Raw genomic sequence first — 22,077 nt, 5'->3', positions numbered from 1 at the left:
TCACCTCGAGCGACACCAGCAACATTAAGCATGATCGTGGTGGTGCGCTCACTGACACCCAGCACCACCGCAGCATCCCGGACCGCAGCCTTCCGCACCTCAGCACGGCCCACCACACTCTCACCAGCGCACTCCGCCAGGCACCGGTCCAGGTAATCCAGAAGGTGCTCAATCTTCGACGCTTCAGCACGCCGGGCCGCTACCTGAGCTTCCCAGGCAGACACCAACTCAGGCACCTGGGCAAGATGCCCCAACGACCCCGGCACCGGAAACGACCCCGGCACCGGCACTGGAACCGGTGCCGAAGAGTGAGCATCCAACTTGCCTTCCATACCCACAATTTTATCCGCCACCCCCGACACCACCCCGACCCGGCGAAGACCTGACACCCGGACTCACCCGCCCGCGCCAGTTCAGGGCCGAATGACTGCTACCCCGGGCTGTGTTCCACCTGCCATCGCAGCCAATGCATCAGGAACCTGGTCCAAGCCAAGCTCACGGGTCACCAAGACACTGGGATCGACCGCACCCGAGACGAGCAGGTCCAAGAGCGCCGGGTAGTCCACGGCCGCCATGCCGTGGCTGCCGAGTATCGACAGCTCCAGCGCGACCACACGCGGGATAAGAGTCTGTGGTGCCTCAGCAAACAGGCCTACCTGAACGTGACGGCCCAGGGGATCCAAACTGAGTAGCGCGGCCTCTAGAGTCTCTGGCCGGCCAAGGGCTTCGAGCGTGACATGCGGTCCCGACCCCGGTGCCGCCTTGGTTCCCGCGCGACCGCCTTCGGCAATATCGGACGCGGCGGCACGCACCTTCGCTGCCACCTCTTCCGGGCTGAGCCCTGTGACGTTTACAGACCGATTCGCGCCGACTGACTCGGCGATCTCCAACGCGCCGGGGGAAACATCGACGGCGATGACGCTGGCGCCCATTGCGCGGGCCAACATCACTGCGGAGAGTCCCACTCCCCCACATCCGAAGACCGCCACCACTTCACCGAGTCGCAGCTGCGCTCGGTCACGCAGCGCCCGGAACGCCGTAGCGAACCGGCAACCCAGCGAGGCGACGCTCGCTCCGGAGAGAGACTCTGGCACCGCGACCAGGTTGTGTGAGGCTGCCGGCACCACCACTTGTTCGGCCCAGGACCCGTCATAGGTGAATCCGGGTTGGGACTGGTGAGGACAGACCTGAGACTGTCCCGCAGCACACCAAGCGCAATCACCACACCCGCAGACGAAAGGCGCGGTCACTCGGTCGCCAACAGACCAACCAGTCACCCCCTGACCCAGGGCGGCGATCCGCCCAAGGAACTCGTGGCCCGGTACATAGGGCAGGAAAACGCTGTCATCGTGTCCAGCGAATCCATGGAAATCACTGCGGCACAGTCCCGTGAGTTCCACGTCAACGACGACACCGCCAGCAGGCGCAGTGGGAGCGGGTAAGTCTACGACGGTGGGATTTTCACCGAAGGCGGTGATGTGGACGGCGCGCATCAACGCATTCTACGAAACGCCCACCGTTTCGAAGACCTCGAGGAGGTAGTCGCTGTGGGTGTTGTCGCGCTGAAGCAGCCGGAGGCGTGGCTCAGCCTTGAGGACCTGGTGGGTGGCGGATCCCCCGCGCGGCCATCCCGTCACCGGATGCCGCCAATGGACCGCCACCACGTGGGCACCTACAGCCGCCCGTGAACAGAGTCCGCCGATGATGTCAGCCAGTTCCGCGCGCGGGAGGAAATAGAGCACTTCCGAGATGACCAGCAGATCCGCACCCGATGGTCCCAGTTCGTGATCGCGCGCGGAGAGCGACCGCTGCTCAATCTCGACATGACCACGTGAGAGCGTCCCACTGTGTTCCAGATCTTCGAATCGCGCTCGTGCCGTGATCGCGGCACGCTCCACTGGCTCCCATCCGACGACGTGATCGGCGCGTTGTGCCAGCTCCGCAGTCAGCACTCCGATAGAGCACCCGGGCTCGAAGCACAGTGCGTATCTGGCACGGGGAAGTGCCTCAAGGGTCACAGCACGTTTTGCCCCCTCGTAGGTGGAGGATTCCATATCCCAGGGGTCTCGGGAAGCAGCGTAGAGACCCCGGAGATGTTCTATGTCATCGACTTCCGGCTCCGCAAGAGTGACAGGAACGAACATTTCCGGGACGCTGAGCAGCCGCTCCATCACATGTCTCGGCATGACGGGATCCCCGGCAGTTGCTGTGGGCCACGGTATGACTTGTGAGGCGAAACAGGCAGAGGCTTCAGTCTTGAGTTTCTGCTGGTGCGACTCGTACGGCCCGCGGCGTGCGTACTCCAGGGGAAACAGCCCATTGTGGGGGGAATCCCAGTGCAGGGCCCATATGGGAAACTCGAGGAGCTTGATTTCCTGTTTCTCTGCGAGCGCATGTTCGGCTGCTCCACGCACAGCGCGGCTGACCGCCTCATGGTCTGGGTGGCCATCTGACTGCCAGTGTGTGAGCAGAGTCAGTGGCGCCGTCGTGCCGGTGATGAGTCGCACGAGCTCGGCGGTGATGCGTCCCTGTTTCACGGCCAAATCTCCGTCAGAGTAGCCGAGGAAGGTGGGAGGTAAGGTCCCGAGCATGCGGGATGCAGCGCGGGATTCTTCTCTGCGGACCTCGCTGAGGTCTGCCGGGTGAACCTCCGGATCGTGGGCATGGGACTTCTCACCGTCGGAACAGATAATCGTCTCCACCTCAGCTCCCTGTGCAATAAGGTCGGAGACCAGCGCACCAGGTCCAAGGACCTCATCATCTGGATGGGCGACAATGGCCACTACGCGGTGATCTGCGGTGAAGCTCAATTCAGGCAGCTGACGTGCGGCAGTCTGCCATGACGCAGCCGAGGTGCCCGCCTCCTCCAACGGCACATTGGCGAACCGCTCTGTGCTGCTGAGGCTCCCATGGCGCTCTGCCGCGCCGTTCATGACTCTCCCTGCTCACAGTCTGCGAGCGCGAGTCGGGCCAGTTCGGCGTCGTCGGACTCTGCATGACTCTGCCTGATGTAGACCTGCAGATCCTGAATCCGGTCTGCAGCTTGAGCGTCACGAGCAAAGGGGAGCGCACCGAGTGCCCGGCCAAAGCGTTGTATTACATCCGTACACGCCCGCTCCGCCATGGAGCGCAAAGCATAGGCTCGGCCGCGCGCCGCCGCCAGATCTGCCGGCGCGGCGTCGAGGTCTTCGGCAGCGTTGTTAAAGGCGCCGGTGATCGTGGCATCCCAGGCGAGGCATGCCCCCAGGTGGGCCATCGTGTGCGGGTTCTGCTGCAGACGTGCAGACGCGGCCACAGTGGAGTGCAGGATGTCCAGCAGGCCTTGCGCTCCACCCCACCAGCAGTTCGCCACACCGATTCCGCCGTGCCAAAAACCTGCCCGCTCCAGGTAACCCGAGGGTTCGCCAGCGGGGTCGGCGGGGACGTCGTCGAAATGCATTTCACCGGTGGCCGTTTCCGCCATTCCGGCGGACGCCCACCTCAGCTCACCGACTGACACACCAGGTTGATCCAGTTGCACCGCAAACAGTCTGGGGCCCTGCTCCGCGCGGGCCGTGACGAGGGCATGCGTGGCCTGGCCTGCTCCAGAACACCAGGGTTTGGTACCCGTGAGCTTCCATTGGCCCCCACTGGAGCGGGCGTGAAGAACGGGCGACGGCGGCTCTGCGGCCCAGACACCCCACAGCGAATCTCGTTCGGGCGCTTGGTCTAGTGCCAGCTCTGCGCAGATGGCTGCAGCGTCTACGTGAGCCTCAACCATGCGTGCGGCGGGGAGGTTTTCTCGCCCGAGCTGCCGTAGGGCGTGCCATCGCGCCGCAGTGTCCCCTGAGCCTGGCAGCGGCAGCTCCGCACGGCCTTGTCTGATCCAGGCGCGTGCCGTCTCGATTGCGAGGGTCATGAGGCGGCCTCCAGGGTAGTCAGGTAGTCCCCGAATCCTTGTTTCGCACGCGTCTCAGACCTGCCAGAAGTCATCACTGCAGCCTGAGTGCAGAATTCCACGCGCATTCCGGCAGCCAGCATGCGGTCTACCAGATCCTGATCCTCCCCTGTGGCGAGTGCTTTAAACCCACCCACAGCGCGATAGGCTGCCGCTGTAAAGCTCAAGTTGGCCCCATGCACGTGAGCTGCAGATGCAGAATAGGTGCGTTCATACCGTGGCTTTAGGGAGGCCGGGCGGTCGCTCCAGTCGTGAACGCGGACCGTGCCGGCCACTATGTGGGCACCTGCGTCGATGTGTGCCAGATGTTCCGTAATCCAGGTGGGTGGCACGAGAGAATCCGCATCGGTGCACAGCATCACAGCGTCGTCCCGGAGTTCGGACCCAGCTGAGCTAAGCAGTACGGCGCATCCCGCCGCCCGCGCTGCACCAACTGATCCGGCCTCGAGGATGATGACCTCGTCTGCTAGGTGTTTGGCCACCGCTTCTGTGCGGTCGGCACAGCGATCCGCCACGACTGTGACGCGCACGTCCAAGGCCATGGCCGCGAGGTGACGAGTGTGCTCCACAGCTTGTCGGACTGCACGGAGCGCCTGGGGAAGCAAGCGCTCCTCATTGCGCGCCGGAATCACAACTCGCACCTGCTTCATCTGCACTTAAACCCTTATCTACCTGTCATAGAAGCCGTTGACCTGCGGAAAGTCATGACAGTACACATCAACCCGGCGTGGAGTCTGCAAGGTTCCTGAGTGTTTCCTTACCCTGTTCCTCACGTTCATTCAGGTCATGTGCAATGCTTGCCGGAGTACTGAGGTATCTGCCTCACCGGGCGGCCCCGCATAGCCGTTCTGGCTAAGAACTATCAAGTCCTGTCCGGTCGGCAATGGGTAGGAGCGAGCCTTTCGGCTTGGTACTTTCCAACGCAGTTGCAGAGGAAGACCGGCACCTAGGCCAATTTTCTATGCCACACGCATCCAGGGCTTGCCGAAGGCGAACACATGAGCCACGTCAAGTTCCCCTATGGGACCGAAGACGAATTGATGGAGCAAGTCTGGATCCGGACTAATGTCGGCTGAGACCCGCTTCGAGTGGAATGGATAGAGCTCGATGTAGAGCAGATCGTTTGCCTGGACGGCGTCATTCTCGTGAAGGCGGCGAGCGAAGGACTGTCGGTTGCGGTGGTACTTGTTTGGGCCTTTGACCGACTCCCACGCTGGGCCGGTGTAGGGTGCTGAGGCTGCCCATTGACCGTATGAGGTGGCCGCGATCTGACGCGTAAAGATACCGTTCTGGCCCTGGAATTCTCGTGCCGCCGATCCGGGATTGAGGCCCAGCATGACGAGCGCCGGAGTAGAACTTCCCGCGAGCGGGCCTATGTACGGCTCCGGGAACACAGAAAGTTCGACGGCGCCCTCTCCCCGGCCCTTGTATGCACTCATCCAGCGATGCAGCTCAGGGCTGAGATCGCGTCCTCCGCGAACCCACCTTCCGACTTCTTCGTCCCAAAAGGCGACTGCCTCTTCTCGAAAGTTCATCAGCTCACGCTACTCATCCGCAGATGCCGACTTAGTGGATGCACTCTGTTTGGCTCGTCCTCGAGTCCACGGCCAGGTCATCAGCGCCCACAAGCAACCAGCGATGACGGCCAGCCAGAGGACATAGATCGGCCACGGCCCCATGAAGTCCAAAAGAGAGGCCCCTTCAGGATGGTGATTGAGAAACGCGTAGTTCGTTCCGAGCAGGCCATTGGCGGCCATTGCGAAAGCGGCCCACACCAGAGCGGCACCATATGCCACACGGAAGTCCCACCATCCGGGGCGGTATCCAACACCCCAGATGAGCGCCAGCGGAACCAGCAGTACCGCAATGTGCAGACTCCAATAGAAGAAAAAACTCAGCGACGGTCCGATGAGCATGTTCGGATGAGGTGTCAGCAGAGCCTGAGGGTTGAGCGTCAAACCCCAGTAATAGGAAATCGCTATCGCCCACCGTGATCTGGTGATCAGCGCGATCGCCGCAATGAAACGTAAGGCGTCAGAGAAGTGCAGTGGCAGCGAGTTCTCGATGTCCCAGTTCTGGGGCAGCAGGAACCAGACCAGTCGCCAGAGGGATACTCCCAGCAGCGCCCATCCAGCAATGCTGATGACATACGCCTCGGCGCTCGTGCCCCGAATGCGGCGCACACCCCACAGCGTCAGGACGCTCAGCAGAAACGTCAGACCAAGCAGACTCAGGTGGACCCCTCCGAAAATCTCGGGGGCCTGGGCCGATACGAGTACTGGCGTCACACTTGCCAGTGTAGGCAGCGAAGCCCAGATCAGCGGTAAATGACTGCGCGGAGAACCTGTGGGCACCCCCTCCCATCATGGCACTGTGATGTCCGAACCGGGCGTGACATTGAGCTTGACGTCGAAGAAATCAGGGACGCCTCGCTGGGTCAGCTCCGCACCCAGCTCACTCAGATCAGGGATGTCTCCACCTGGTGTTTGAATCCATATGACAGCGCCGGTCCCGTGCCACTGAATGTCGGTGACCTCCCCTCCCCCGGAGTCTTCCAACCACGTCTCCGTCGTTTCCTGCGCGACAGCCGACAACTGGACGATCCAACTGTTCAGCGCCAACGGAATGGCAATCACTACGGTGAGCATCGTGAGGAGCGCGTAAGCACGTATACGTGTGCGGCCGACCGTGCTTGAGGAACTTCGATAGCCGGCAAGCGTGTAGACCAGGCTGCCGGCAGCAATGAGCGCGAGCACGTTTGATGCGAACAACACCGTGGCACCAAGCGCGAAGGAGAATTCGCCGACTCCCAGGCACACACCGGCAACGGCGAGGGGTGGAACTAGGGAAATGGCGATGGCGACTCCCGGTAGTACCGCACTGAGGTCAGTGCGACACATCGCCCAGGCACCGGCAAGGCCAGTGGCAATTGCTGCTACCAAGTCGAGGAGCCCAGGGGAGGTACGGCCGATGACCTCGGAGTTTTTCGCAAGGTCAGCGGGGTCGGCGACCGTGAAAGCCAACGCAAGTCCCAACAGCACCGGTACACACGCACCTCCGAGGAGCCAAACCAGCGAATTGCCCAGCAGTCCTCGCCGCGTGGAGACGATTCCGAGCGCCACCCCGTGAATCGGAGTAGCGAGTGGGGCGATAATCATCGCTCCGATGACCGTCGCCGTGGAGTCGTTGATCACCCCTGCTGCAGCGATCAACGACGATAACGCCAGCATTATCACGAACCCGCTCCGCTTACTGAGGACCTCGCCTTCACCGTAGTTGACGGCCTCGTTCAGAGAGTCAAAGGTCTTTCGCTGTCGTTCGGGAACCAGGAGCTCCCTGATGTCGGTCATGGAATCATCTTTGCACCATCGGGCCCAAAGAGTCTGCGAGTAGTGCAGTAGGTCGACGATCCGATGCGACAATGGGCCTCATGAGCGTCGAACCCGAGAAGTCGCTGCTACTCATGACTGGGAGCACCCGTGAAGGCTCGGTCAACACGGCTGTGCTCAAAACAGCGAGGACGACGCTTCCCCACCACTGGACTGCCCTGGCTTACTCTGGACTCACTCAGCTGCCTCACTTCAACCCCGATGTCGAGCGGTCTGTGCCGCCTCCTCCCGTCAGGAACCTCCGAGCGGCGATCCGCGCATCCGATGCAATTCTGTTCTGCACCCCGGAGTACGCCGGCGCCATGCCCGGTGCCCTGAAGAACCTCCTGGAGTGGACTATCGGCGACACGGTCATGTACGGAAAACCCGTCGGCTGGATCAACCCCTCGACCGCCCCTCAGCGCGCAGCCGGAACCTACGCGTCCTTGAAAACTGTGCTGTCCTACACCGGGGCAACCATTGTCGACGACGCCTGCCTCAACATACCTGTGAATCGTGCCCTCATCGGCGAGACCGGCACGGATGAGGACTTAGGAGTCCAGGAGCGAATCCGCGCCGGTGTTCTTGCCCTGACATCTTGCACCCACTAGCCAGAGACCTCGGGTTTCACAGACGGCGGACCGGGCGAACCCGGCTTTTCGTGGCATCGACAGGGGCGTTCGCCGTCGTCGTAATTGTCGCTGAGGCGCATCCATGAATACGTCGGCTCCTGGGGTGTTCCGGCCGGTGAGTTCTCCCAAACCTCCTGACGTCCGAATGGGGTGAGATCGAGCAAGTCGAAGACCAGCATGAAAGGTTCTTCACCCCGGGCGTGGGTGGACCAAGTATGAAAGACGCGGTCGCCCCGGCGGAGGAACACACTGATAGCTTGGCGTTCTTCACCATCGACAGTCGCTCCGAAGTCGACGTTGAAGTCATCGCCGACTGCCGAATACCAAGGCAGCTGCCACCCCATGCGGTCGCGAAAGGCGTGCAGACTGTCCAGAGGTGCACGCGAGGTGAGCACGAAAGAGGTGCGCCTGGCGTGTAGGTGAGAGAGAGGGCCGATATGCTCGGCCATCATGGAGCACCCGTCGCATCCTTCCTCCCAGTCGGGGGCGAACATGAAGTGCTGGACGATCAGCTGAGGCCTCCCCTCGAAGAGGTCTAACAGCGTCACGGAGCCATTGGGCCCGTCGAAAATATAGTCTGAGCGCACTTCGACCATGGGCATCCGCCGACGTGCTGCGCTGATCGCGTCCTTCATCCGCGTGAGGGCTTTTTCCTGCTGCAGCAGAACGCCTCTGGCATCGTTCCAAGTGGCGCGGTCCACGATCGGGGGACAGTTGTGTTCGGTGTTCACTGGTAGAACCCTTCGCGGAGATTGATGCCGTGCTCGAGCCAAGCCTTGAGACCTGCGAGCATGAGGGTCCATCCCTCACAGTTGCCAAAAGCGGCTTCAGCGCCCTCGGCAGTGGGGCGCCAGGATGTTTCGGTAATCGTGACCAACGTTCGCGAGTCCCCATCGATCGGTTCGAACTCGAAGACCACCTTGGTGATTCCACTCGTACTGATCGTCGCCTCGTTACTCCATTCAATGACAATCCGATGTGGCGGCTCAGCATCAATTACCGTGACGGGAAAATCACCAGGAAAGTCAGCGAAGTCCCACTTAACCTGCTCACCGGGTTCTAACCGTCCTCGGGCACCCCCGGTGGTGAAGTACCGCGAGAGCTGCTCCGGGTTGGCCACAGCCTCGTACACCTCCGCACAAGAACCGGCGATACGCCCGGCGATCGTAAAGGCGAGCTCGGTGAGTGTGTCATCTCTTTTCATGTTGTAAATTTACAACATGACTGGAACAGCTGACAAGGACTCAGACGATGACCGGGTGTTCAAAGCACTAGCATCACCAGTGCGCCGCCGAATGCTCGACGAACTCAAGAGATCCCCCCAAACCACGGGTTCACTGTGTGCACTGCTGACCGAACTGGACCGCACCACAGTGCTGCAGCACCTCCGGGTGCTTGAGCGCGCGGAACTAGTCACCGGACGCAAGGTGGGACGGCAGCGCCACCTGTCGCTTGCGCCGCTGCCGATCAAGCGCATCCACGACCGATGGATCAGTGATTACATGAATGCCGCAGTTGATCTGCTCGACCATTTGAGCAGTGACTGACTGAAGTGGCCTCACAATCCTTGAGGCTCCTCCCGGTTCGGGAGGCTGAAGTTGCTACAAGTCGTTGTAGCTACTTCCAGTGGAGCGACTCTACAGACTTCACGTGACCTGCGGGGTCCGGGAAGGAATGGTCCCCGAACAGCACTCTGCGCGCCGCTGCACGCCCCAAGGGGGTGCGTAGGGCAGCAAAACCAGCACTCGCGACGAACGGATGCCGCACCTGCGCCAGTACTTGGCGCATCAGCAACCGACCCGTGAACTTCCTCCGCAGCGAGCCGCCGTCATAGCCGCGCAAGGCCTCGCGCTTTCCGGTCCGCAGGGCTTCGTCCAGCGCAGCTGCAGCGTAGCCGGATAGGCGAAGGCATGGGTCCAATCCCCCAGCGGTCAGCGGCGAGACCGCACCAGCTGCATCGCCTACCAACAGGCCTTCAGGTGAGCTGATCCGCCTGAGCAGCCCTCCCACTGGGATCGGCCCGCCCCGGCGCTCCACCGCGGCCGGCGATCGATCGGGGCCGGAAAGTCCGGGAGCATTCGCCGCGAAGCGGTTCAGCGTTTGGCGCACGCCGCCGTGGAACTGTCTCGAGTACCCGGCGGTCCCCACATGGGCGTGCCTGCCGTCATTGATGACCCACGCGATGTAGCCAGGTGCCAGCCGCGGATCCAGCACACAGTGGAAGGCAGGTGAACCGACCGAGCCGGAGACCTCAGACACATCTTCCGCCCCCACCAGCAGGTGCGCGTTCCGGTCCACCCTCAGATCCCGCGCAACCCGAGACCGTGCCCCGTCCGCGCCGACCACAAAGCGCGCTCGCACTGTCAGCGGCCGACCAGGCCCGGCTACCTGGTACTCGCCATCCGAACCTCCTAGGTAGCGCGCACCCAGCAGCATCTCCGCTCCAGCGTCGACAGCAGCACGTGCGCCCGCCGTGTAGATCGGCCCCATCTCCCCCACGCGGTACTCATCACGCTCACTGACGAGCTCTACCGGGTCGCGCATGCTCGGCGGGTACAGCACCACTCGGCGGATCGCCGGCCCCAGGAGATCGTCGGGAAGGTCATAGTCGTCCAAGGTTCGCCGCACGAAGATCCCAGTCGTCCTGATTGAGGTAGCGAGGTCCCGTCGACGGTCGATCACCAGGACCGAGTGGCCAGCCTCGGCCAGCAGCTTCGCAACGCGTAAGCCGGCGAGACCAGCGCCCACCACAAGAACATCAATGTGCCGCACTTGGGTGATCATTCCTCCACCCACTCAAGGAGGTCACCGGGCTGGCATCCCAGGACCTCACATATGGCTTCCAGTGTGCTGAATCGGATCGCCTTTGCGCGACCGTTTTTGAGCACGGCCACATTAGCCGGGGTAATCCCCACTCGCTCAGCGAACTCACCGACACTCATCTTGCGCTTGGCCAGCTCCACATCGATCCGCACGACGATCGGCATCAAATCACAGCTTCCATGTCGTCGCGCAGCGTGGTTGCCTGCTTCAGCAACGCCCGCATCACCAGGACCACAAGCCCGACGACGGCGCCCACTGCCACCATCAGTGCGAGCACCAGTGGGGTGCCCGGCCCCGCGAGATTGAAGACTGCGTAGATGAACACGCCGACTAGGACCAGCCAGGCTGCCCCGATCGCACCCAGCACCACGTTGACCCAGATCATGGACGTGGGGCTGAAAATCTGGTCCTTCTTGACGAGGGTGAGCAGCTGCCAGACACAGACGATGATTACTTGGACGCACAGCACCCAGAAGATGGTGACGGTCGTCGCGGGCCATCGGAGGAGCGCCATCTCAGGTGACTGCTGCGCCATATGCGCGAACTGGCCAGGCAGAGACATGATCTGGAATAGGAGCAGGAGCCCGAAGAGCAGGACTAGAGCTGTCTTGAGAGTGACCACCACCCAACGCTGACTTTTCATATATCGAGTATCAGTGTCTAACTATCGAAAGTCAATAGATCTAACTTAGGGGTCACTCACACCTCGGCTTCGACCTAGACAATCTCCAGAATGCACTACATCACAACCTCATCGAGCTCTCGTAAGATATCCAGTCGCTCAACGCTGGATTTAGCTCGCCCAGTTCAGATGCCCGCGGGCTGTTGCACTTCTGCTGCTGTGTGCAAATATGGTCCTGCATGTATCCACGGAAGAAGCATGAAAGTTGGCGCTCCTTCTCTGGAATCCGATTCAGACGCTAGTCACCTGAGGCACTAAGAATGAAGCTGCAGAAGCGATTTCACCCGAAACTGATAATCGTTGCCGCTGCCTCGGCGTTGGCGCTTACCGGTTGCATCCCCTCTTTCGACGCTGAGGCATCCGACACCGTGGATCCCAGCACCACGCAGTCCCCGCCTGACAGCCCAGCGGCAACGGAAAGCTCCAGCGCCCCGACACCGGTTGCAACGGAGAGTGCCGAGTCCTCAGAAGAGGGGGACGGTGACATAGATGAGCAGGATGGCGTGCGTACCAACTCCTTCAATGCGATGCCCGCTGAACTCGGCGATATGAGACTCACAAGCTCTGAGTCCAACCCTTCTGAGCACATGACCCATCGGGACTACATGGCAAGCGATGAACAGAGCCGGATGATTTTTATGGCGTACATCCCCGGTGATGACGATGGGGGCTACGCACCGGTTTCGGCACATTCAGATCCGGGTTTCCGGTCAGCAGTCGACAGCGCCCAACTTTACTTCGAAGAGCATGGATTCGAGGTCATTGAACGGTCTGCAGCCACAGAGGGTTACGACTGGGAGTGCTTCGAAGCTCTCGAGACACAGACCGGCAATATCGACCACAGCTTCTGCCTGACCACCGGCTTCGGCCGAGTACTCGAACTGCAGCGCCTCGCAATGCACAATCCCAACGAACAGTCACGCAACAGCCATATGGATGCCCTCCTAGACGAGGTAACTTCAGCGCTGGCAGACCTTGAGGCGCCGTAGCCGTCATGGCTGTTCTGAGGGCACGCGCCTCACCCGCTACTCCTAACCGATTGCAAACCGCAATCACTTCTGATTGACTGGTTGTGATTGCATACCGCAATCGGTTTTGGTGCGTGCATCGTGGGGGGCCGAATGTATGACCGACCGCGCCCTCAGAGCTTGGCGCGCACCGAGGCTTCAACACAGAAAGCCAATAATCATGCCAACCTTCATCACTATCGGTTACGGAGACCAAGCCGGGTATGACAGAACCGACCCTCCGGTCCGCGACGCAGCACATGAATGCGACGATCGACTAGCCCAACGCGGTGCGCGCATCGGACGCGCGGGGTCACCTGTACGGGTACGAAATCCCGAAGGGCGAGCTGTTCAGCGCGACGACGGGGCCTACATGACATCTGAGTTGCCGGTCGCAGGCTTCATGGTTATCGAAGCCGACAGTCTCGATCACGCGATCTCCTTAGTCGCAGGTACTCCATGTGCAGTCGCACACGGGGTGGTCGAAGTCTGGCCGCTGAGGGACTAGCCTCCCAGTGATCACGCGTTCACAGTCTGCGCCGAGGACCGAGATACCGACTTGGCTACTCTGCTTCGGGCTGCTTGCCTGCGAGGGGGATGCGCCAGCCGAAGCGCAGAGACAGCATACGTACAGCGAACACCAATGATGAGATCCCGATGCCGAACCAGACGTTGAAGACACCAAGCTCCAGGGTGAGCACCGTCAATGCAGCCCCAAAGAGTGCTGGCATTGCGTAGATGCCACGGGGAACAACGATCTGCGGCACCTCGTTAGCCACCACGTCGCGCAGAGTCCCGCCCCCGACTGCCGTAGTGAGTCCAAGGAGGGCGCAGGCCACCGGATTCAGCCCCGCCTCGAACGCCACGACTGTCCCCGTCAGACAGAACAGGGAAAGCCCCATGGCATCGAACGCCAGCATGGTCCGGCGCAGTCTGTTCTCATGCAGCAGTCGCGTCCCGACCATCACCACGGCCATCAGCACCGGTGTTAACAGCAGTGGATTCTCCAAGGCAACCGGGAGCCCCTGTGAGATCATGACGTCGCGTGTCACGCCTCCACCTAGACCAGCCAGGCTCGCTAGCAGCAGTGACCCCACCAGGTCGAACTCTTTCCGTGCCGCCAGAAGGGCCCCTGAGACCGCAAACGCGAAAATCCCCATCAGCTCCAGGGACAGCAGAAGTGCATCCATGTATGGCCTTCCTTCAGGAACGAGCGCTCACAGCGCCCGCGGATGTGCGGTGAGGTACGTCTCCTGCAGCGTTTCGGCAGTGACCTTGGTGTAGATCTGCGTCGTGGTCACCGAAGCGTGACCCAGCAGCTCCTGCACCGTGCGGATATCGGCACCAGCCTCGAGCATATGCGTCGCGCAACTGTGCCGCAGCGTGTGCGGTGAGACCTCGCTGGTGATCTCCGCCGCCAGGGCGGCTTTTTTCAGCATCTCCCACGCCGACTGCCGGGACAACCGCCCACCCAGCTTGTTGACGAACAACGCAGGAGACATCTTCCTGACCCGAGCTTTCACCGGGTCGGTCAAAGCTGGCCGGCCTGCGGTGAGATAGTCGCCCAGCGCCCGCTGCGCCATACGGCCCAGGGGAACCATGCGTTGCTTATTGCCCTTGCCGGTCACCCGGACCAGCACCAGGCCTTCCTCTCCGGTGGTTTGCAGTGAGTGCACATCATCGACGTCCAACGCCACGGCTTCCCCGATCCGCGCACCCGTGGCGTAGAGGAACTCCAGCAGAGCCCTATCCCGCAGACCCAAAGGGTTGGTGACCTTGGGGGACTCGATCAGCCGGGTTACCTGATCCACTGTCAGTGCCTTGGGAAGCGACTGAGTCAGCGTAGGGGCCGCGACGTCGTTGGCGGCGTCGAACCCTGTTCGGCCTTCCTGTGCCCAGTATTTGTGCAGCCCGCGCACTGAGGCGAGCATCCTTGCTACTGAACGCTCCGCAAGCGGTGTGCCTCCATCATTGCCGGTGGTCACCACCTGAAGATAGTCGGCAACATGCCCGGCGTCTACGGCAGCTGGAGTGGCCACTCTCCTGCTGCTGAGGTACGCCGCATAGCGGGCGAGGTCGCGCTCATATGATGACAGGGTGTTCGTGGAGGAACCGCGCTCAATGCGCAAGTGGGCCAGGTAGTCAGCAACCTCCGGCCACAGAGCAGAGGACGTAGCCGTGTCCCGGAACGACCCTGCCTGACCTGATCGGCCGCTCACAGCAGGTTAGCCGCGACGCGCCAACCCGGCGCCGATGAGCCCGGCGAACAGCGGGTGCGGGTTGGTGGGCCGCGACTTCAGCTCCGGGTGGGCCTGAGTGGAGACGTAGTAGGGGTGGACATCCTTGGGAAGCTCAGCGAACTCCACCAGCAGACCGTCCGGACTGGTGCCGGAGAAGACCAGGCCTGCCTCAGAGAGCTGCTCGCGGTAGTCATTGTTGACCTCGTACCGGTGCCGATGCCGTTCAGAGACCTCAGTGGCACCGTAGGCCCCGGCCACTACGCTGTCTTCGGCAAGTGCAGCGTCATAGGCGCCCAGGCGCATGGTTCCGCCCAGATCCCCCGCACCTTCGACGAAACTCTTCTGCTCAGCCATAGTGGCGATCACCGGATATTTGGTGTCCGGATCGAACTCAGTGGAATTGGCCTGCGCCATGCCCAGCACGTTCCGGGCGTACTCCATTACCATGGTCTGCAGCCCGAGACACAGGCCCAGGGCGGGGATCTTGTTCTCACGGGCATAACGCAGGGCACCAATCTTCCCGTCCAAGCCACGCACACCGAACCCACCCGGTACGCAGATCGCATCCACTCCGGCCAGGGACTTGGCCGCTCCCTCCGGATCGGAGCACAGGTCAGAGGGCACCCACCGGATCTTGGTCCGTGCGTGGTGGGCGAAACCACCAGCGCGCAACGCCTCAGAGACAGAAAGGTAGGCATCCGGCAGGTCAACGTACTTACCAACCAGTGCGACCTCCACCTCGTGGTCGGGGTGGTGGACCACGCTGAGCAGACGGTTCCATTTGGTCCAGTCGACGTCTTTGAACTTCAGTTCCAGTGCTTGCACCACATAGGCGTCGATGGCCTGCTTGTGGAGGATCTTCGGAATGTCATAGATGCTGGGGGCATCGGCACAGTTGATGACGGCGTCGGCATCAACGTCACACATGCGCGAAATCTTGCCGCGGATATCGGCAGGAAGTTCCCGGTCACTGCGCAGCACGATCGCATCGGGCTGGATGCCCAGGGAGCGCAGCGCCGCCACGGAGTGCTGCGTGGGTTTGGTCTTCAGTTCCTGGCTGGGCCCGATGTAGGGCACCAAGGAGACGTGGAGGAAAAATACGTTCTCCCTGCCGATGTCCTGACGGAGCTGACGCGCAGCTTCTAGGAACGGCTGGGATTCGATGTCACCGACCGTGCCGCCGATTTCGGTGATGATGACATCTGGTGCGTCCTCCGATTCGGCAGGCAAGCGCATACGGCGTTTGATCTCATCAGTGATATGCGGGATGACCTGGACGGTGTCTCCTAGGTAGTCACCGCGGCGTTCCTTCTCGATCACAGACGAGTAGATCTGACCAGTGGTGACGTTGTTGAGACCATCGAGGTTCTCGTCAAGAAATCGCTCGTAGTGGCCGATGTCCAGATCCGTCTCGGCGCCGTCTTCAGTGACGAACACCTCACCGTGCTGGAAGGGATTCATAGTCCCGGGGTCCACATTGAGATAGGGATCGAGCTTCTGCATGACCACTGAGAGTCCGCGTGCTCGGAGCAAATGTCCCAGCGAGGATGCTGTAAGACCTTTGCCGAGGGAGGACACCACGCCGCCGGTCACAAAGATCTGACGGCTAGTGTCGGGACTGTTCTGATTCCGGGAATTATTTCGCTGCGCCACGGGGTTCAAACCTATCACTGTGGGAGGGTTTTCTGGTCATTACGACGCCGCCGCCTCATGTGCCGCGGTGTCAAGCAGTTCAGCTGCGTGGGCCCGGGCTGAGGTGGAGTCTTCCTGCCCAGCAAGCATGCGGGCCAGTTCGCCGACTCGTTCGTGATGGTCGAGTGCCCGAACATCGGAGGCAGTGACTCCTCCCCCGGACTCGGAGGTCTTGTGCACCCGGATGTGGTTGTCCGCGTAGGCGGCCACCTGCGGAAGATGCGTGACCACGATGACCTGCGCGTGCCGGGCCAGGGCGGCCAGCCGCTTGCCGATCTGCACAGCGGCCTTACCCCCGACCCCGGCGTCGACTTCATCGAAGATGAAAGTGCCAGCCTTCTGCTGTTCGGCGAGCACCACTTCCAGGGCGAGCATCACCCGGGAAAGCTCACCACCTGATGCTCCTTTGCCCAAAGGAAGCGGATCCGCTCCGGAGTGCGGGCTGAGCAGGAAGCCGACCGCGTCAGCGCCATACCGGCTGAGTTGGGTGGTGGGCTCGACCTGGATGACGATACGCGCCTGTGGCATGGCCAAGGCAGCAAGTTCAGAGCCAACCCCGTCACTGAGTTGCTGTGCTGCCGCACTCCGGATGCGGGTAAGTTCCCGTGCCTGCTCCCAAAGCTGACCTTCCAGCTGCTGGACAGTGTCGGTAAGCTCCTCGATCCGGTCACTATCGGAGTGCAGAGTCTCGAGCCGCTGACGCGCCTCCTGGGCCCAGGTGAGAACATCTGTGACTTCCGGTCCGTACAGCCTGAGCAGTTTGTCGATCTCAGCCCTGCGGGTGTGGATTTCTGCGACGCGTTCTGGACCGGCATCGTCCAGGCTGGCGGCGTAGATGCCCAATTGAGATGCGGCGTCAGTCAGCAGGGTGGAGACTTCACCAATCTGCCGGGATATCTCCGCCAGCTCCTGATCCTGGTCGGTGACGGTCGCGAGTGCCTGTGCGGCACCCTCCAGCAGTTCGGCAGCATTGGGCCCCTGCTCCAGGACCTCGGCTGCATCACCCCCTGAGAGCGCGGATTGAGCGTTCCGCGCCGCGTCACGCAGGGACTCGAGGTTGTCCAATCGCATGGACTCTGCTTTGAGCTTTTCATCCTCACCGGGCTGGGGGTCGACCCGGTCGATGGTCTCCAGAGCTCTTTGAAGCTGCTCTGCCTCACGGCGACGCTCAAGCTCATGAGCGGTGATGTCCTCCAGTTCGGCCTTTTGCCGCTGGAAGGCTTCAAAACACTCCTGATACTGCTTCAGCAGCTGAGCTCCCTGCGGCCCGGCATAGGTATCCAGGGCTGCGCGTTGGGCGGCGGCGCTCTTCAGCCGAAGCTGGTCGCTCTGCCCGTGGACGGTGACCAGTTCAGCTCCGACTCCGCCGAGCAGGGAGATGGGGACGGCTCGCCCGGAGAGTGTGGCCCGGCTGCGTCCTTTTGCGCTGACGGCGCGGCCCAACAACAGCGGCTCGTCACCGTCGCCAACGGCTGCCGCGTCATCTGCGTCCTCAGGATCCTCCATCAGCACGCCGGATTCTTGTGCTTTGGCTCGTGCGGGATGGCTGTGGGGGACGAGGATCTCTGCGTCCACGGCGGCTTTGGCGGCACCGGAACGCACAGTGGAGGCCTCCGCCCGGGCGCCCAACAGCAGGCTGAAGGCAGTGACGACCATGGTTTTGCCGGCCCCGGTCTCTCCGGTGACCACGTTGAACCCGGGCGCTAGTTCCAGTTCGGCGCGTTCGATGACGCCGAGGTCGCTAATGCTGAGATGTTCGATCACCGTGTACTCAGGCCTCCCTGCCCTCGTGTGCCGACTGGAGGGTGTGTGGTGCTTCGACTGGTCCTCGCCACCCGGTGGTGGGGAGGTTGAACTTGTCCACTAGACGTTGGGAGAACGGGGTCCTGTGAACTCGGGCCAGGAGCACTGGTGTCTCTGACCTGGTGACTTCAACACGGGCACCGGCGGGGAGCTCCATAGAATGGTGGCCGTCGCACCATAAGATGCCTTGTTCATCTCCGCGGGGCAGAAGTTCTACACCCATGACAGAGATCGGGTCGATCACCAAGGGGCGCGCAAAGAGTGCGTGCGCAGAGATCGGCACCATGACCATGGCTTGGACTTCCGGCCAGACCACGGGACCTCCCGCGGAGAATGCGTAGGCGGTGGATCCGGTGGGCGTGGCCATCACCACTCCGTCACAGCCGAATGCGGAGACTGGAGCTCCGTCGATTTCGATGACCAGCTCGATCATGCGCTGACGTGAAGCTTTCTCAATGCTCGCCTCGTTGAGCGCCCAGCTGGAGCCCAGATGTTTGTCTGCCTGCCACACCTGAACATCGAGGGTCATGCGTTCTTCAACGGTGTAGTTCTGGTCGATGACCCATTGCACGGATTCATCCAATTGGGTCCGCTCAGATTCCGCCAGGAACCCGACATGTCCTAGGTTGACGCCCATCAGGGGCAGCTTGGCATGACGGACCCTATGTGCCGCGCGCAAAATTGAGCCGTCTCCACCGAGCACCATGCCGATCTCACAGTGGTCGACACGCACTTCCTGGTCCGCCACCGCGATGTCGATGTGGGCTAACTGGTCCCCGGCCAAAGCGGTGATGTCGTCCAGGTCGGTCTTGAGCATAACCGGGCGAAGGCCTGCCGCGTGAAGGTTGTGGGCCACAGTGACGGCTGCGTCCACCGCGTCACGGCGACCGGTATGGGCCAACACAAGTACCGCTCGCATGCTCCGTCCTCCTGAATCCCTAGTCGCCGAAATCAATCCTGTCCAGGTCGGCTTGCCCCAGCCTATCGTCAGCCTCCGAGTCTGCGGTGGTCGCTGTGGATTGTGCCCACAGAAAGAACTCTGCGTTGCCGTCTTGACCGGTCAGGGGGGAACGCACGGCCGCTTTGACCTGCAGCCCCACCTGTGCCGCCGCGCTGATGACGCCCTCAAGGGCTTCGCGGCGCAGCTGCGGGCTGGTCACCACACCGGTTCTGCCCAGCCGTTCACGCCCGATCTCAAACTGTGGTTTCACCATCAGTACGAGGTCGGCTCTGTGGTCGGCCTGATCGGCAAGAGCGGGCACCACCAGCCGAAGTGAGATGAACGACAGGTCGGCCACGATCAGCCCGAAAGCCGGCCCGAGGTCCCCCGGGCTGACGTAGCGGAGGTTGATACCTTCAGCGTTTGTAACATCGGGGTGCTCGAACAGCTGTGGTGAGAGTTGTCCGTGGCCCACGTCGGCGGCGACGACGTGCTCGGCACCGCGGCTGAGCAGCACTTGAGTGAACCCTCCGGTGGAAGCTCCAGCGTCCAAGCATCGCTTGCCCGCCGGGTCGATGGTGTCGAACGCATCCAGAGCTCCCATGAGCTTATGAGCTGCTCGACTCACCCAGGGGTCATCTTTGATGACTCCCAGTTGTTGATCTGTGCGCACCTTTGTGGCCGCTTTACGCACCACGACGCCGTCGAGGGTCACACTGCCCGATGCGATCAGTTGGTGTGCCCGGGTCCGGCTGGAGACCAGACCGACGCTCACCAGGGCTCGGTCGAGTCTTTCCGAAGCACCGTGTGGATGTGACACGCGCGCTCAATCCTTGGTGCTGGCCTGGTTGGTGGTGCTGGGTTGGTTCGTGCTGCCCGTTTGTGCGGTGCGGCTCAGCCGGTCAGTGAGGCTGCTGTGAAGGTCCTCGGCGTCTCGAATCTGCTGTTCGACGTGCTCTACGGTCAGGTCGCCGGCCGTGTTTTCAGGGTCGTTCATAGTTGTTCCGATTTGTCGTCTGCGCTGGTGAACAGGTCAGCAAGTGTGGACAGTATGACGTTCGGTTTCTCGTCACCGTTTGCCTCGCGGGCTTCTGCTGCTGTGGTGGCGCCGGTGAGCACGAGCGCTGTGGTGAATCCCGCGCGGTTGCCGCCGAGAATGTCGGTATCGAGTCGGTCGCCGATCACCAGCGGGCTGCTGAGGTTCAGCGCCTCTGCCGCCTGCTCAAACATCTCAGGTTCGGGTTTTCCTGCGGCACGCGGACGTTGCCCGGTGGCGAAGGCGATGGTTTCCACAAGCGCTCCGTTCGCCGGGGCAATGCCACGTTCGCGGGGCACACTGCGATCCAGGTTTGTGGCGAACCACTGAGCTCCGCGGTTAATGGCATAGGACGCTTCAGCGAGGTCAGCCCAGCCGATCGTCGGTTCAAAACCTTGAATGACGGCGTCGGGAGCGTCTTCTGCCGATTGCACGACGGTGTAACCGGCCTGACGGCAGAGTTCCCGCAGAGAGTCACTGCCGGTGACAAGTACGTTCGCTGGTGCCGGCACGTGACGGCTCATGAGCTTTATTCCCGCTGGCGCCGACCCGTAGACCTGATCTGCTGTGGCGGGTATTCCTAGCTCGACGAGGTGTGCAGCGATGTCCGCGGACGACCGTGAGGCGTTATTGGTGACGAAGGCACAGTGGCGTCCTTGCCGGGAGAGTTCGGCCAGGGCTTCAGGCGCCCCCGCGATAGCTTCGGGACCTGCGTAGAGCACACCGTCGAGGTCGAAGAGGATACCGTCGTGGTGATCTATCAGTGCCATACGCGGCCCTTATCGGAGTGGGAACTCTGGGGCAGCACATCCTTCAGCCGCGGAGTGGAAGGTTCCTCATCCTCATCATCGAAGTCAAGGATCTCGGGGTCTTCGAATGCCCCGGTGCCGAGAGCTCGCTCAGCCACTGAGACCCTAGTCCGCCACTTGTCGGCTTCCTCGGTTCGACCAAGGGAGTGAAGCACCTCGGCGTATGCTGCGAAGAGTCGGGGGCTAAAGGGATAGGCCCGATTGATGTCCAGCTCGGGCACTTCGAGGGCTGCTAGGGCAGCTTGGGTTTCGCCCTGGTCCAGGTATGCCCCTGAAAGCACCATGGCAAGTTCAGCGCGGGATGAGCCTGCAAGTTTCTGAGCTTCCGGTTCCTGGGCCAGTTCTACGGCTTTGTCGGGTTTTCCTATGCCGCGCAAACAGTCGGCCATGACTGCCAAATGAGTATTGTCGCCGCTGATTCTGCGGTAGGTGCGCAGCTCTCGCAGTGCTTCGGCGTAGTCGCCTGCGGCGTAGGCGGTCAGCCCGACGGCTTCACGGACCACTGCGAGGCGTCCACCGCGGCGAGATGCTGCCAGCGCGTGTTCAAAAGCTAATTGGGGGTCGATCTGCAAGAGGCGTCCGGCCATGATGAGGTGCTTGGCGACCCACTTACGGTTGACGTCGGTGAGCGTTCCAAGTTGGCGTGCCGCTTCACGGTCGAGCTCTTTGCCGGTGATGTCGTCGTCAATCTCGGGCGAGCGGTCTCGTTCGTCCCGATTGGAACGGCGAAGATCCCGCGGGTTGCGGCTGGGCCGTTCGAATGAAGTGTTGTCGTGCATCTGGTCCTCTCATTGTCTCTGCGGAACAGAATACCGGGCATGCAGAAGACCCCCGTGACTCTGCTCCATTGCAGAGACCGCGGGGGTCTTCTCTCTATGTTGTGTCCGGCGGTGTCCTACTCTCCCACACCCTCCCGGGTGCAGTACCATCGGCGCTGTGGGTCTTAGCTTCCGGGTTCGGGATGGGACCGGGCGTTTCCCCCACGCTATGACCGCCGTAACCCTTTCAACCACACCCCCCTTGCTTGCTCTGGGGGTGGGTAAACCTATTTTGTGGTTACAACCAAACGTGCGTATTCAATTAACTAGTGGACATACGTTGTTGTTTC

General features: G+C 61.8%; 26 protein-coding genes and 1 rRNA gene. 4 read left to right on the top strand and 23 right to left on the bottom strand.

Annotation, left to right across the window (positions count from 1 at the left end; genetic code table 11):
* The 8 genes from FH975_RS15925 to FH975_RS15890 all read right to left on the bottom strand — a co-directional run.
* On the bottom strand, positions 1–332 hold a 332-nt coding region (locus tag FH975_RS15925), incomplete at its 3' end, for a hypothetical protein (protein WP_162322164.1).
* A gap of 81 nt (positions 333–413) precedes the next feature.
* Positions 414–1,493: an alcohol dehydrogenase catalytic domain-containing protein gene (locus FH975_RS15920; RefSeq protein WP_162322163.1), complete on the bottom strand. Its 1,080-nt coding sequence runs from the start codon at positions 1,491–1,493 to the stop codon at positions 414–416.
* A gap of 9 nt (positions 1,494–1,502) precedes the next feature.
* Complete coding sequence (locus FH975_RS15915; RefSeq protein WP_162322162.1) at positions 1,503–2,933, bottom strand: bifunctional PIG-L family deacetylase/class I SAM-dependent methyltransferase; 1,431 nt, start codon at positions 2,931–2,933, stop codon at positions 1,503–1,505.
* Positions 2,930–3,898, bottom strand: coding sequence for an acyl-CoA dehydrogenase family protein (locus FH975_RS15910; protein WP_162322161.1), 969 nt, complete (start codon positions 3,896–3,898; stop codon positions 2,930–2,932). Before FH975_RS15910 ends, FH975_RS15915 begins: the two co-directional genes overlap by 4 nt.
* Positions 3,895–4,587 (bottom strand): glycosyltransferase, encoded by a 693-nt coding sequence (locus tag FH975_RS15905; protein ID WP_162322160.1) that lies wholly within the window; start codon positions 4,585–4,587, stop codon positions 3,895–3,897. Before FH975_RS15905 ends, FH975_RS15910 begins: the two co-directional genes overlap by 4 nt.
* A 309-nt stretch (positions 4,588–4,896) precedes the next feature.
* Positions 4,897–5,472 carry an anti-phage DNA glycosylase Brig1 gene (gene brig1, locus FH975_RS15900; RefSeq protein ID WP_162322159.1) on the bottom strand — a complete coding sequence of 192 codons (576 nt, stop codon included), beginning with the start codon at positions 5,470–5,472 and terminating at the stop codon, positions 4,897–4,899.
* Between the two features lie 9 nt (positions 5,473–5,481).
* The gene (locus tag FH975_RS15895) at positions 5,482–6,225 is read right to left on the bottom strand and encodes a YwaF family protein (RefSeq protein ID WP_162322158.1); all 744 of its coding nucleotides are present in this window, start codon (positions 6,223–6,225) and stop codon (positions 5,482–5,484) included.
* Positions 6,226–6,300: 75 nt separating this feature from the next.
* On the bottom strand, positions 6,301–7,287 hold the full coding sequence (locus tag FH975_RS15890; protein ID WP_162322157.1) for a DUF389 domain-containing protein: 987 nt from the start codon (positions 7,285–7,287) through the stop codon (positions 6,301–6,303).
* An 80-nt stretch (positions 7,288–7,367) separates the two neighbouring features.
* Here FH975_RS15890 and FH975_RS15885 point away from each other — a divergent pair, with 80 nt between their 5' ends.
* Entirely contained in the window at positions 7,368–7,916 is a 549-nt protein-coding gene (locus FH975_RS15885; protein WP_162322156.1) for an NADPH-dependent FMN reductase, read from the top strand.
* On the opposite strand, the gene FH975_RS15880 is transcribed toward FH975_RS15885, so the two are convergent.
* Entirely contained in the window at positions 7,913–8,668 is a 756-nt protein-coding gene (locus tag FH975_RS15880; RefSeq protein ID WP_328821929.1) for a DUF899 domain-containing protein, read from the bottom strand. The two genes, FH975_RS15885 and FH975_RS15880, sit on opposite strands and share 4 nt — an antisense overlap.
* A complete protein-coding gene (locus FH975_RS15875) occupies positions 8,665–9,141 on the bottom strand; it encodes an SRPBCC domain-containing protein (RefSeq protein WP_162322154.1) in 477 nt (158 codons plus the stop codon). Before FH975_RS15875 ends, FH975_RS15880 begins: the two co-directional genes overlap by 4 nt.
* 16 nt (positions 9,142–9,157) lie before the next feature.
* Between FH975_RS15875 and FH975_RS15870 the strand changes: the two genes are divergently transcribed.
* Positions 9,158–9,484, top strand: coding sequence for an ArsR/SmtB family transcription factor (locus tag FH975_RS15870; protein WP_162322153.1), 327 nt, complete (start codon positions 9,158–9,160; stop codon positions 9,482–9,484).
* Positions 9,485–9,554: 70 nt separating this feature from the next.
* Here the strand turns inward: FH975_RS15870 and FH975_RS15865 are convergent, their stop codons facing one another.
* Genes FH975_RS15865 through FH975_RS15855 form a run of 3 tightly spaced genes read right to left on the bottom strand, consistent with a single transcriptional unit; the run spans position 9,555 to position 11,403 of the window.
* On the bottom strand, positions 9,555–10,721 hold the full coding sequence (locus FH975_RS15865) for an FAD-dependent oxidoreductase (RefSeq protein WP_162322152.1): 1,167 nt from the start codon (positions 10,719–10,721) through the stop codon (positions 9,555–9,557).
* Positions 10,718–10,924, bottom strand: a complete 207-nt coding sequence (locus FH975_RS15860; RefSeq protein ID WP_162322151.1) for a helix-turn-helix domain-containing protein — start codon at positions 10,922–10,924, stop codon at positions 10,718–10,720. Before FH975_RS15860 ends, FH975_RS15865 begins: the two co-directional genes overlap by 4 nt.
* Positions 10,924–11,403 (bottom strand): DUF2975 domain-containing protein, encoded by a 480-nt coding sequence (locus FH975_RS15855; protein WP_162322150.1) that lies wholly within the window; start codon positions 11,401–11,403, stop codon positions 10,924–10,926. The genes FH975_RS15860 and FH975_RS15855 overlap by 1 nt, the downstream gene beginning before the upstream one ends.
* 299 nt (positions 11,404–11,702) lie before the next feature.
* Here FH975_RS15855 and FH975_RS15850 point away from each other — a divergent pair, with 299 nt between their 5' ends.
* Positions 11,703–12,431: a hypothetical protein gene (locus tag FH975_RS15850; RefSeq protein WP_162322149.1), complete on the top strand. Its 729-nt coding sequence runs from the start codon at positions 11,703–11,705 to the stop codon at positions 12,429–12,431.
* A 199-nt stretch (positions 12,432–12,630) separates the two neighbouring features.
* Positions 12,631–12,957 carry a YciI family protein gene (locus tag FH975_RS15845; protein ID WP_162322148.1) on the top strand — a complete coding sequence of 109 codons (327 nt, stop codon included), beginning with the start codon at positions 12,631–12,633 and terminating at the stop codon, positions 12,955–12,957.
* Positions 12,958–13,012: 55 nt separating this feature from the next.
* Here the strand turns inward: FH975_RS15845 and FH975_RS15840 are convergent, their stop codons facing one another.
* The 10 genes from FH975_RS15840 to rrf form a co-directional block, all read right to left on the bottom strand.
* Positions 13,013–13,639 carry a trimeric intracellular cation channel family protein gene (locus FH975_RS15840; protein ID WP_162322147.1) on the bottom strand — a complete coding sequence of 209 codons (627 nt, stop codon included), beginning with the start codon at positions 13,637–13,639 and terminating at the stop codon, positions 13,013–13,015.
* Between the two features lie 27 nt (positions 13,640–13,666).
* Positions 13,667–14,668 (bottom strand): site-specific tyrosine recombinase XerD, encoded by a 1,002-nt coding sequence (gene xerD / locus FH975_RS15835; protein WP_162322146.1) that lies wholly within the window; start codon positions 14,666–14,668, stop codon positions 13,667–13,669.
* A gap of 6 nt (positions 14,669–14,674) precedes the next feature.
* A complete protein-coding gene (locus FH975_RS15830) occupies positions 14,675–16,360 on the bottom strand; it encodes a CTP synthase (RefSeq protein WP_153079073.1) in 1,686 nt (561 codons plus the stop codon).
* A gap of 21 nt (positions 16,361–16,381) precedes the next feature.
* Positions 16,382–18,145: a DNA repair protein RecN gene (recN, locus tag FH975_RS15825; protein ID WP_162322145.1), complete on the bottom strand. Its 1,764-nt coding sequence runs from the start codon at positions 18,143–18,145 to the stop codon at positions 16,382–16,384.
* 7 nt (positions 18,146–18,152) lie between these two features.
* Positions 18,153–19,103: an NAD kinase gene (locus FH975_RS15820; RefSeq protein ID WP_162322144.1), complete on the bottom strand. Its 951-nt coding sequence runs from the start codon at positions 19,101–19,103 to the stop codon at positions 18,153–18,155.
* Between the two features lie 19 nt (positions 19,104–19,122).
* Positions 19,123–19,944: a TlyA family RNA methyltransferase gene (locus FH975_RS15815; RefSeq protein ID WP_162322143.1), complete on the bottom strand. Its 822-nt coding sequence runs from the start codon at positions 19,942–19,944 to the stop codon at positions 19,123–19,125.
* A gap of 6 nt (positions 19,945–19,950) precedes the next feature.
* A complete protein-coding gene (locus FH975_RS15810; RefSeq protein WP_153079077.1) occupies positions 19,951–20,121 on the bottom strand; it encodes a hypothetical protein in 171 nt (56 codons plus the stop codon).
* Positions 20,118–20,930 (bottom strand): HAD-IIA family hydrolase, encoded by an 813-nt coding sequence (locus FH975_RS15805; RefSeq protein WP_194251156.1) that lies wholly within the window; start codon positions 20,928–20,930, stop codon positions 20,118–20,120. Before FH975_RS15805 ends, FH975_RS15810 begins: the two co-directional genes overlap by 4 nt.
* Complete coding sequence (locus tag FH975_RS15800) at positions 20,921–21,748, bottom strand: tetratricopeptide repeat protein (protein ID WP_162322142.1); 828 nt, start codon at positions 21,746–21,748, stop codon at positions 20,921–20,923. Before FH975_RS15800 ends, FH975_RS15805 begins: the two co-directional genes overlap by 10 nt.
* Positions 21,749–21,851: 103 nt before the next feature.
* Positions 21,852–21,968 (bottom strand): 5S ribosomal RNA (gene rrf / locus FH975_RS15795).
* Between the last annotated feature and the right edge of the window lie 109 nt (positions 21,969–22,077).

It is taken from the genome of Nesterenkonia haasae (genome assembly GCF_010119385.1).
In the GTDB taxonomy this organism is placed as follows: domain Bacteria; phylum Actinomycetota; class Actinomycetes; order Actinomycetales; family Micrococcaceae; genus Nesterenkonia; species Nesterenkonia haasae.
This window is presented reverse-complemented; position numbering and strand designations above follow the sequence as displayed.

Excerpts from the sequence above, each read along its gene's own strand:
- FH975_RS15920 (WP_162322163.1), bottom strand. The coding sequence starts at position 1,493 with ATGCGCGCCGTCCACATCACCGCCTTCGGTGAAAATCCCACCGTCGTA.
- FH975_RS15915 (WP_162322162.1), bottom strand. The coding sequence starts at position 2,933 with ATGAACGGCGCGGCAGAGCGCCATGGGAGCCTCAGCAGCACAGAGCGG.
- FH975_RS15910 (WP_162322161.1), bottom strand. The coding sequence starts at position 3,898 with ATGACCCTCGCAATCGAGACGGCACGCGCCTGGATCAGACAAGGCCGT.
- FH975_RS15905 (WP_162322160.1), bottom strand. The coding sequence starts at position 4,587 with ATGAAGCAGGTGCGAGTTGTGATTCCGGCGCGCAATGAGGAGCGCTTG.
- brig1 (WP_162322159.1), bottom strand. The coding sequence starts at position 5,472 with ATGAACTTTCGAGAAGAGGCAGTCGCCTTTTGGGACGAAGAAGTCGGA.
- FH975_RS15890 (WP_162322157.1), bottom strand. The coding sequence starts at position 7,287 with ATGACCGACATCAGGGAGCTCCTGGTTCCCGAACGACAGCGAAAGACC.
- FH975_RS15885 (WP_162322156.1), top strand. The coding sequence starts at position 7,368 with ATGAGCGTCGAACCCGAGAAGTCGCTGCTACTCATGACTGGGAGCACC.
- FH975_RS15875 (WP_162322154.1), bottom strand. The coding sequence starts at position 9,141 with ATGAAAAGAGATGACACACTCACCGAGCTCGCCTTTACGATCGCCGGG.
- FH975_RS15870 (WP_162322153.1), top strand. The coding sequence starts at position 9,158 with ATGACTGGAACAGCTGACAAGGACTCAGACGATGACCGGGTGTTCAAA.
- FH975_RS15865 (WP_162322152.1), bottom strand. The coding sequence starts at position 10,721 with ATGATCACCCAAGTGCGGCACATTGATGTTCTTGTGGTGGGCGCTGGT.
- FH975_RS15860 (WP_162322151.1), bottom strand. The coding sequence starts at position 10,924 with ATGCCGATCGTCGTGCGGATCGATGTGGAGCTGGCCAAGCGCAAGATG.
- FH975_RS15855 (WP_162322150.1), bottom strand. The coding sequence starts at position 11,403 with ATGAAAAGTCAGCGTTGGGTGGTGGTCACTCTCAAGACAGCTCTAGTC.
- FH975_RS15850 (WP_162322149.1), top strand. The coding sequence starts at position 11,703 with ATGAAGCTGCAGAAGCGATTTCACCCGAAACTGATAATCGTTGCCGCT.
- FH975_RS15845 (WP_162322148.1), top strand. The coding sequence starts at position 12,631 with ATGCCAACCTTCATCACTATCGGTTACGGAGACCAAGCCGGGTATGAC.
- FH975_RS15840 (WP_162322147.1), bottom strand. The coding sequence starts at position 13,639 with ATGGATGCACTTCTGCTGTCCCTGGAGCTGATGGGGATTTTCGCGTTT.
- FH975_RS15820 (WP_162322144.1), bottom strand. The coding sequence starts at position 19,103 with ATGCGAGCGGTACTTGTGTTGGCCCATACCGGTCGCCGTGACGCGGTG.
- FH975_RS15810 (WP_153079077.1), bottom strand. The coding sequence starts at position 20,121 with ATGAACGACCCTGAAAACACGGCCGGCGACCTGACCGTAGAGCACGTC.
- FH975_RS15805 (WP_194251156.1), bottom strand. The coding sequence starts at position 20,930 with ATGGCACTGATAGATCACCACGACGGTATCCTCTTCGACCTCGACGGT.
- FH975_RS15800 (WP_162322142.1), bottom strand. The coding sequence starts at position 21,748 with ATGCACGACAACACTTCATTCGAACGGCCCAGCCGCAACCCGCGGGAT.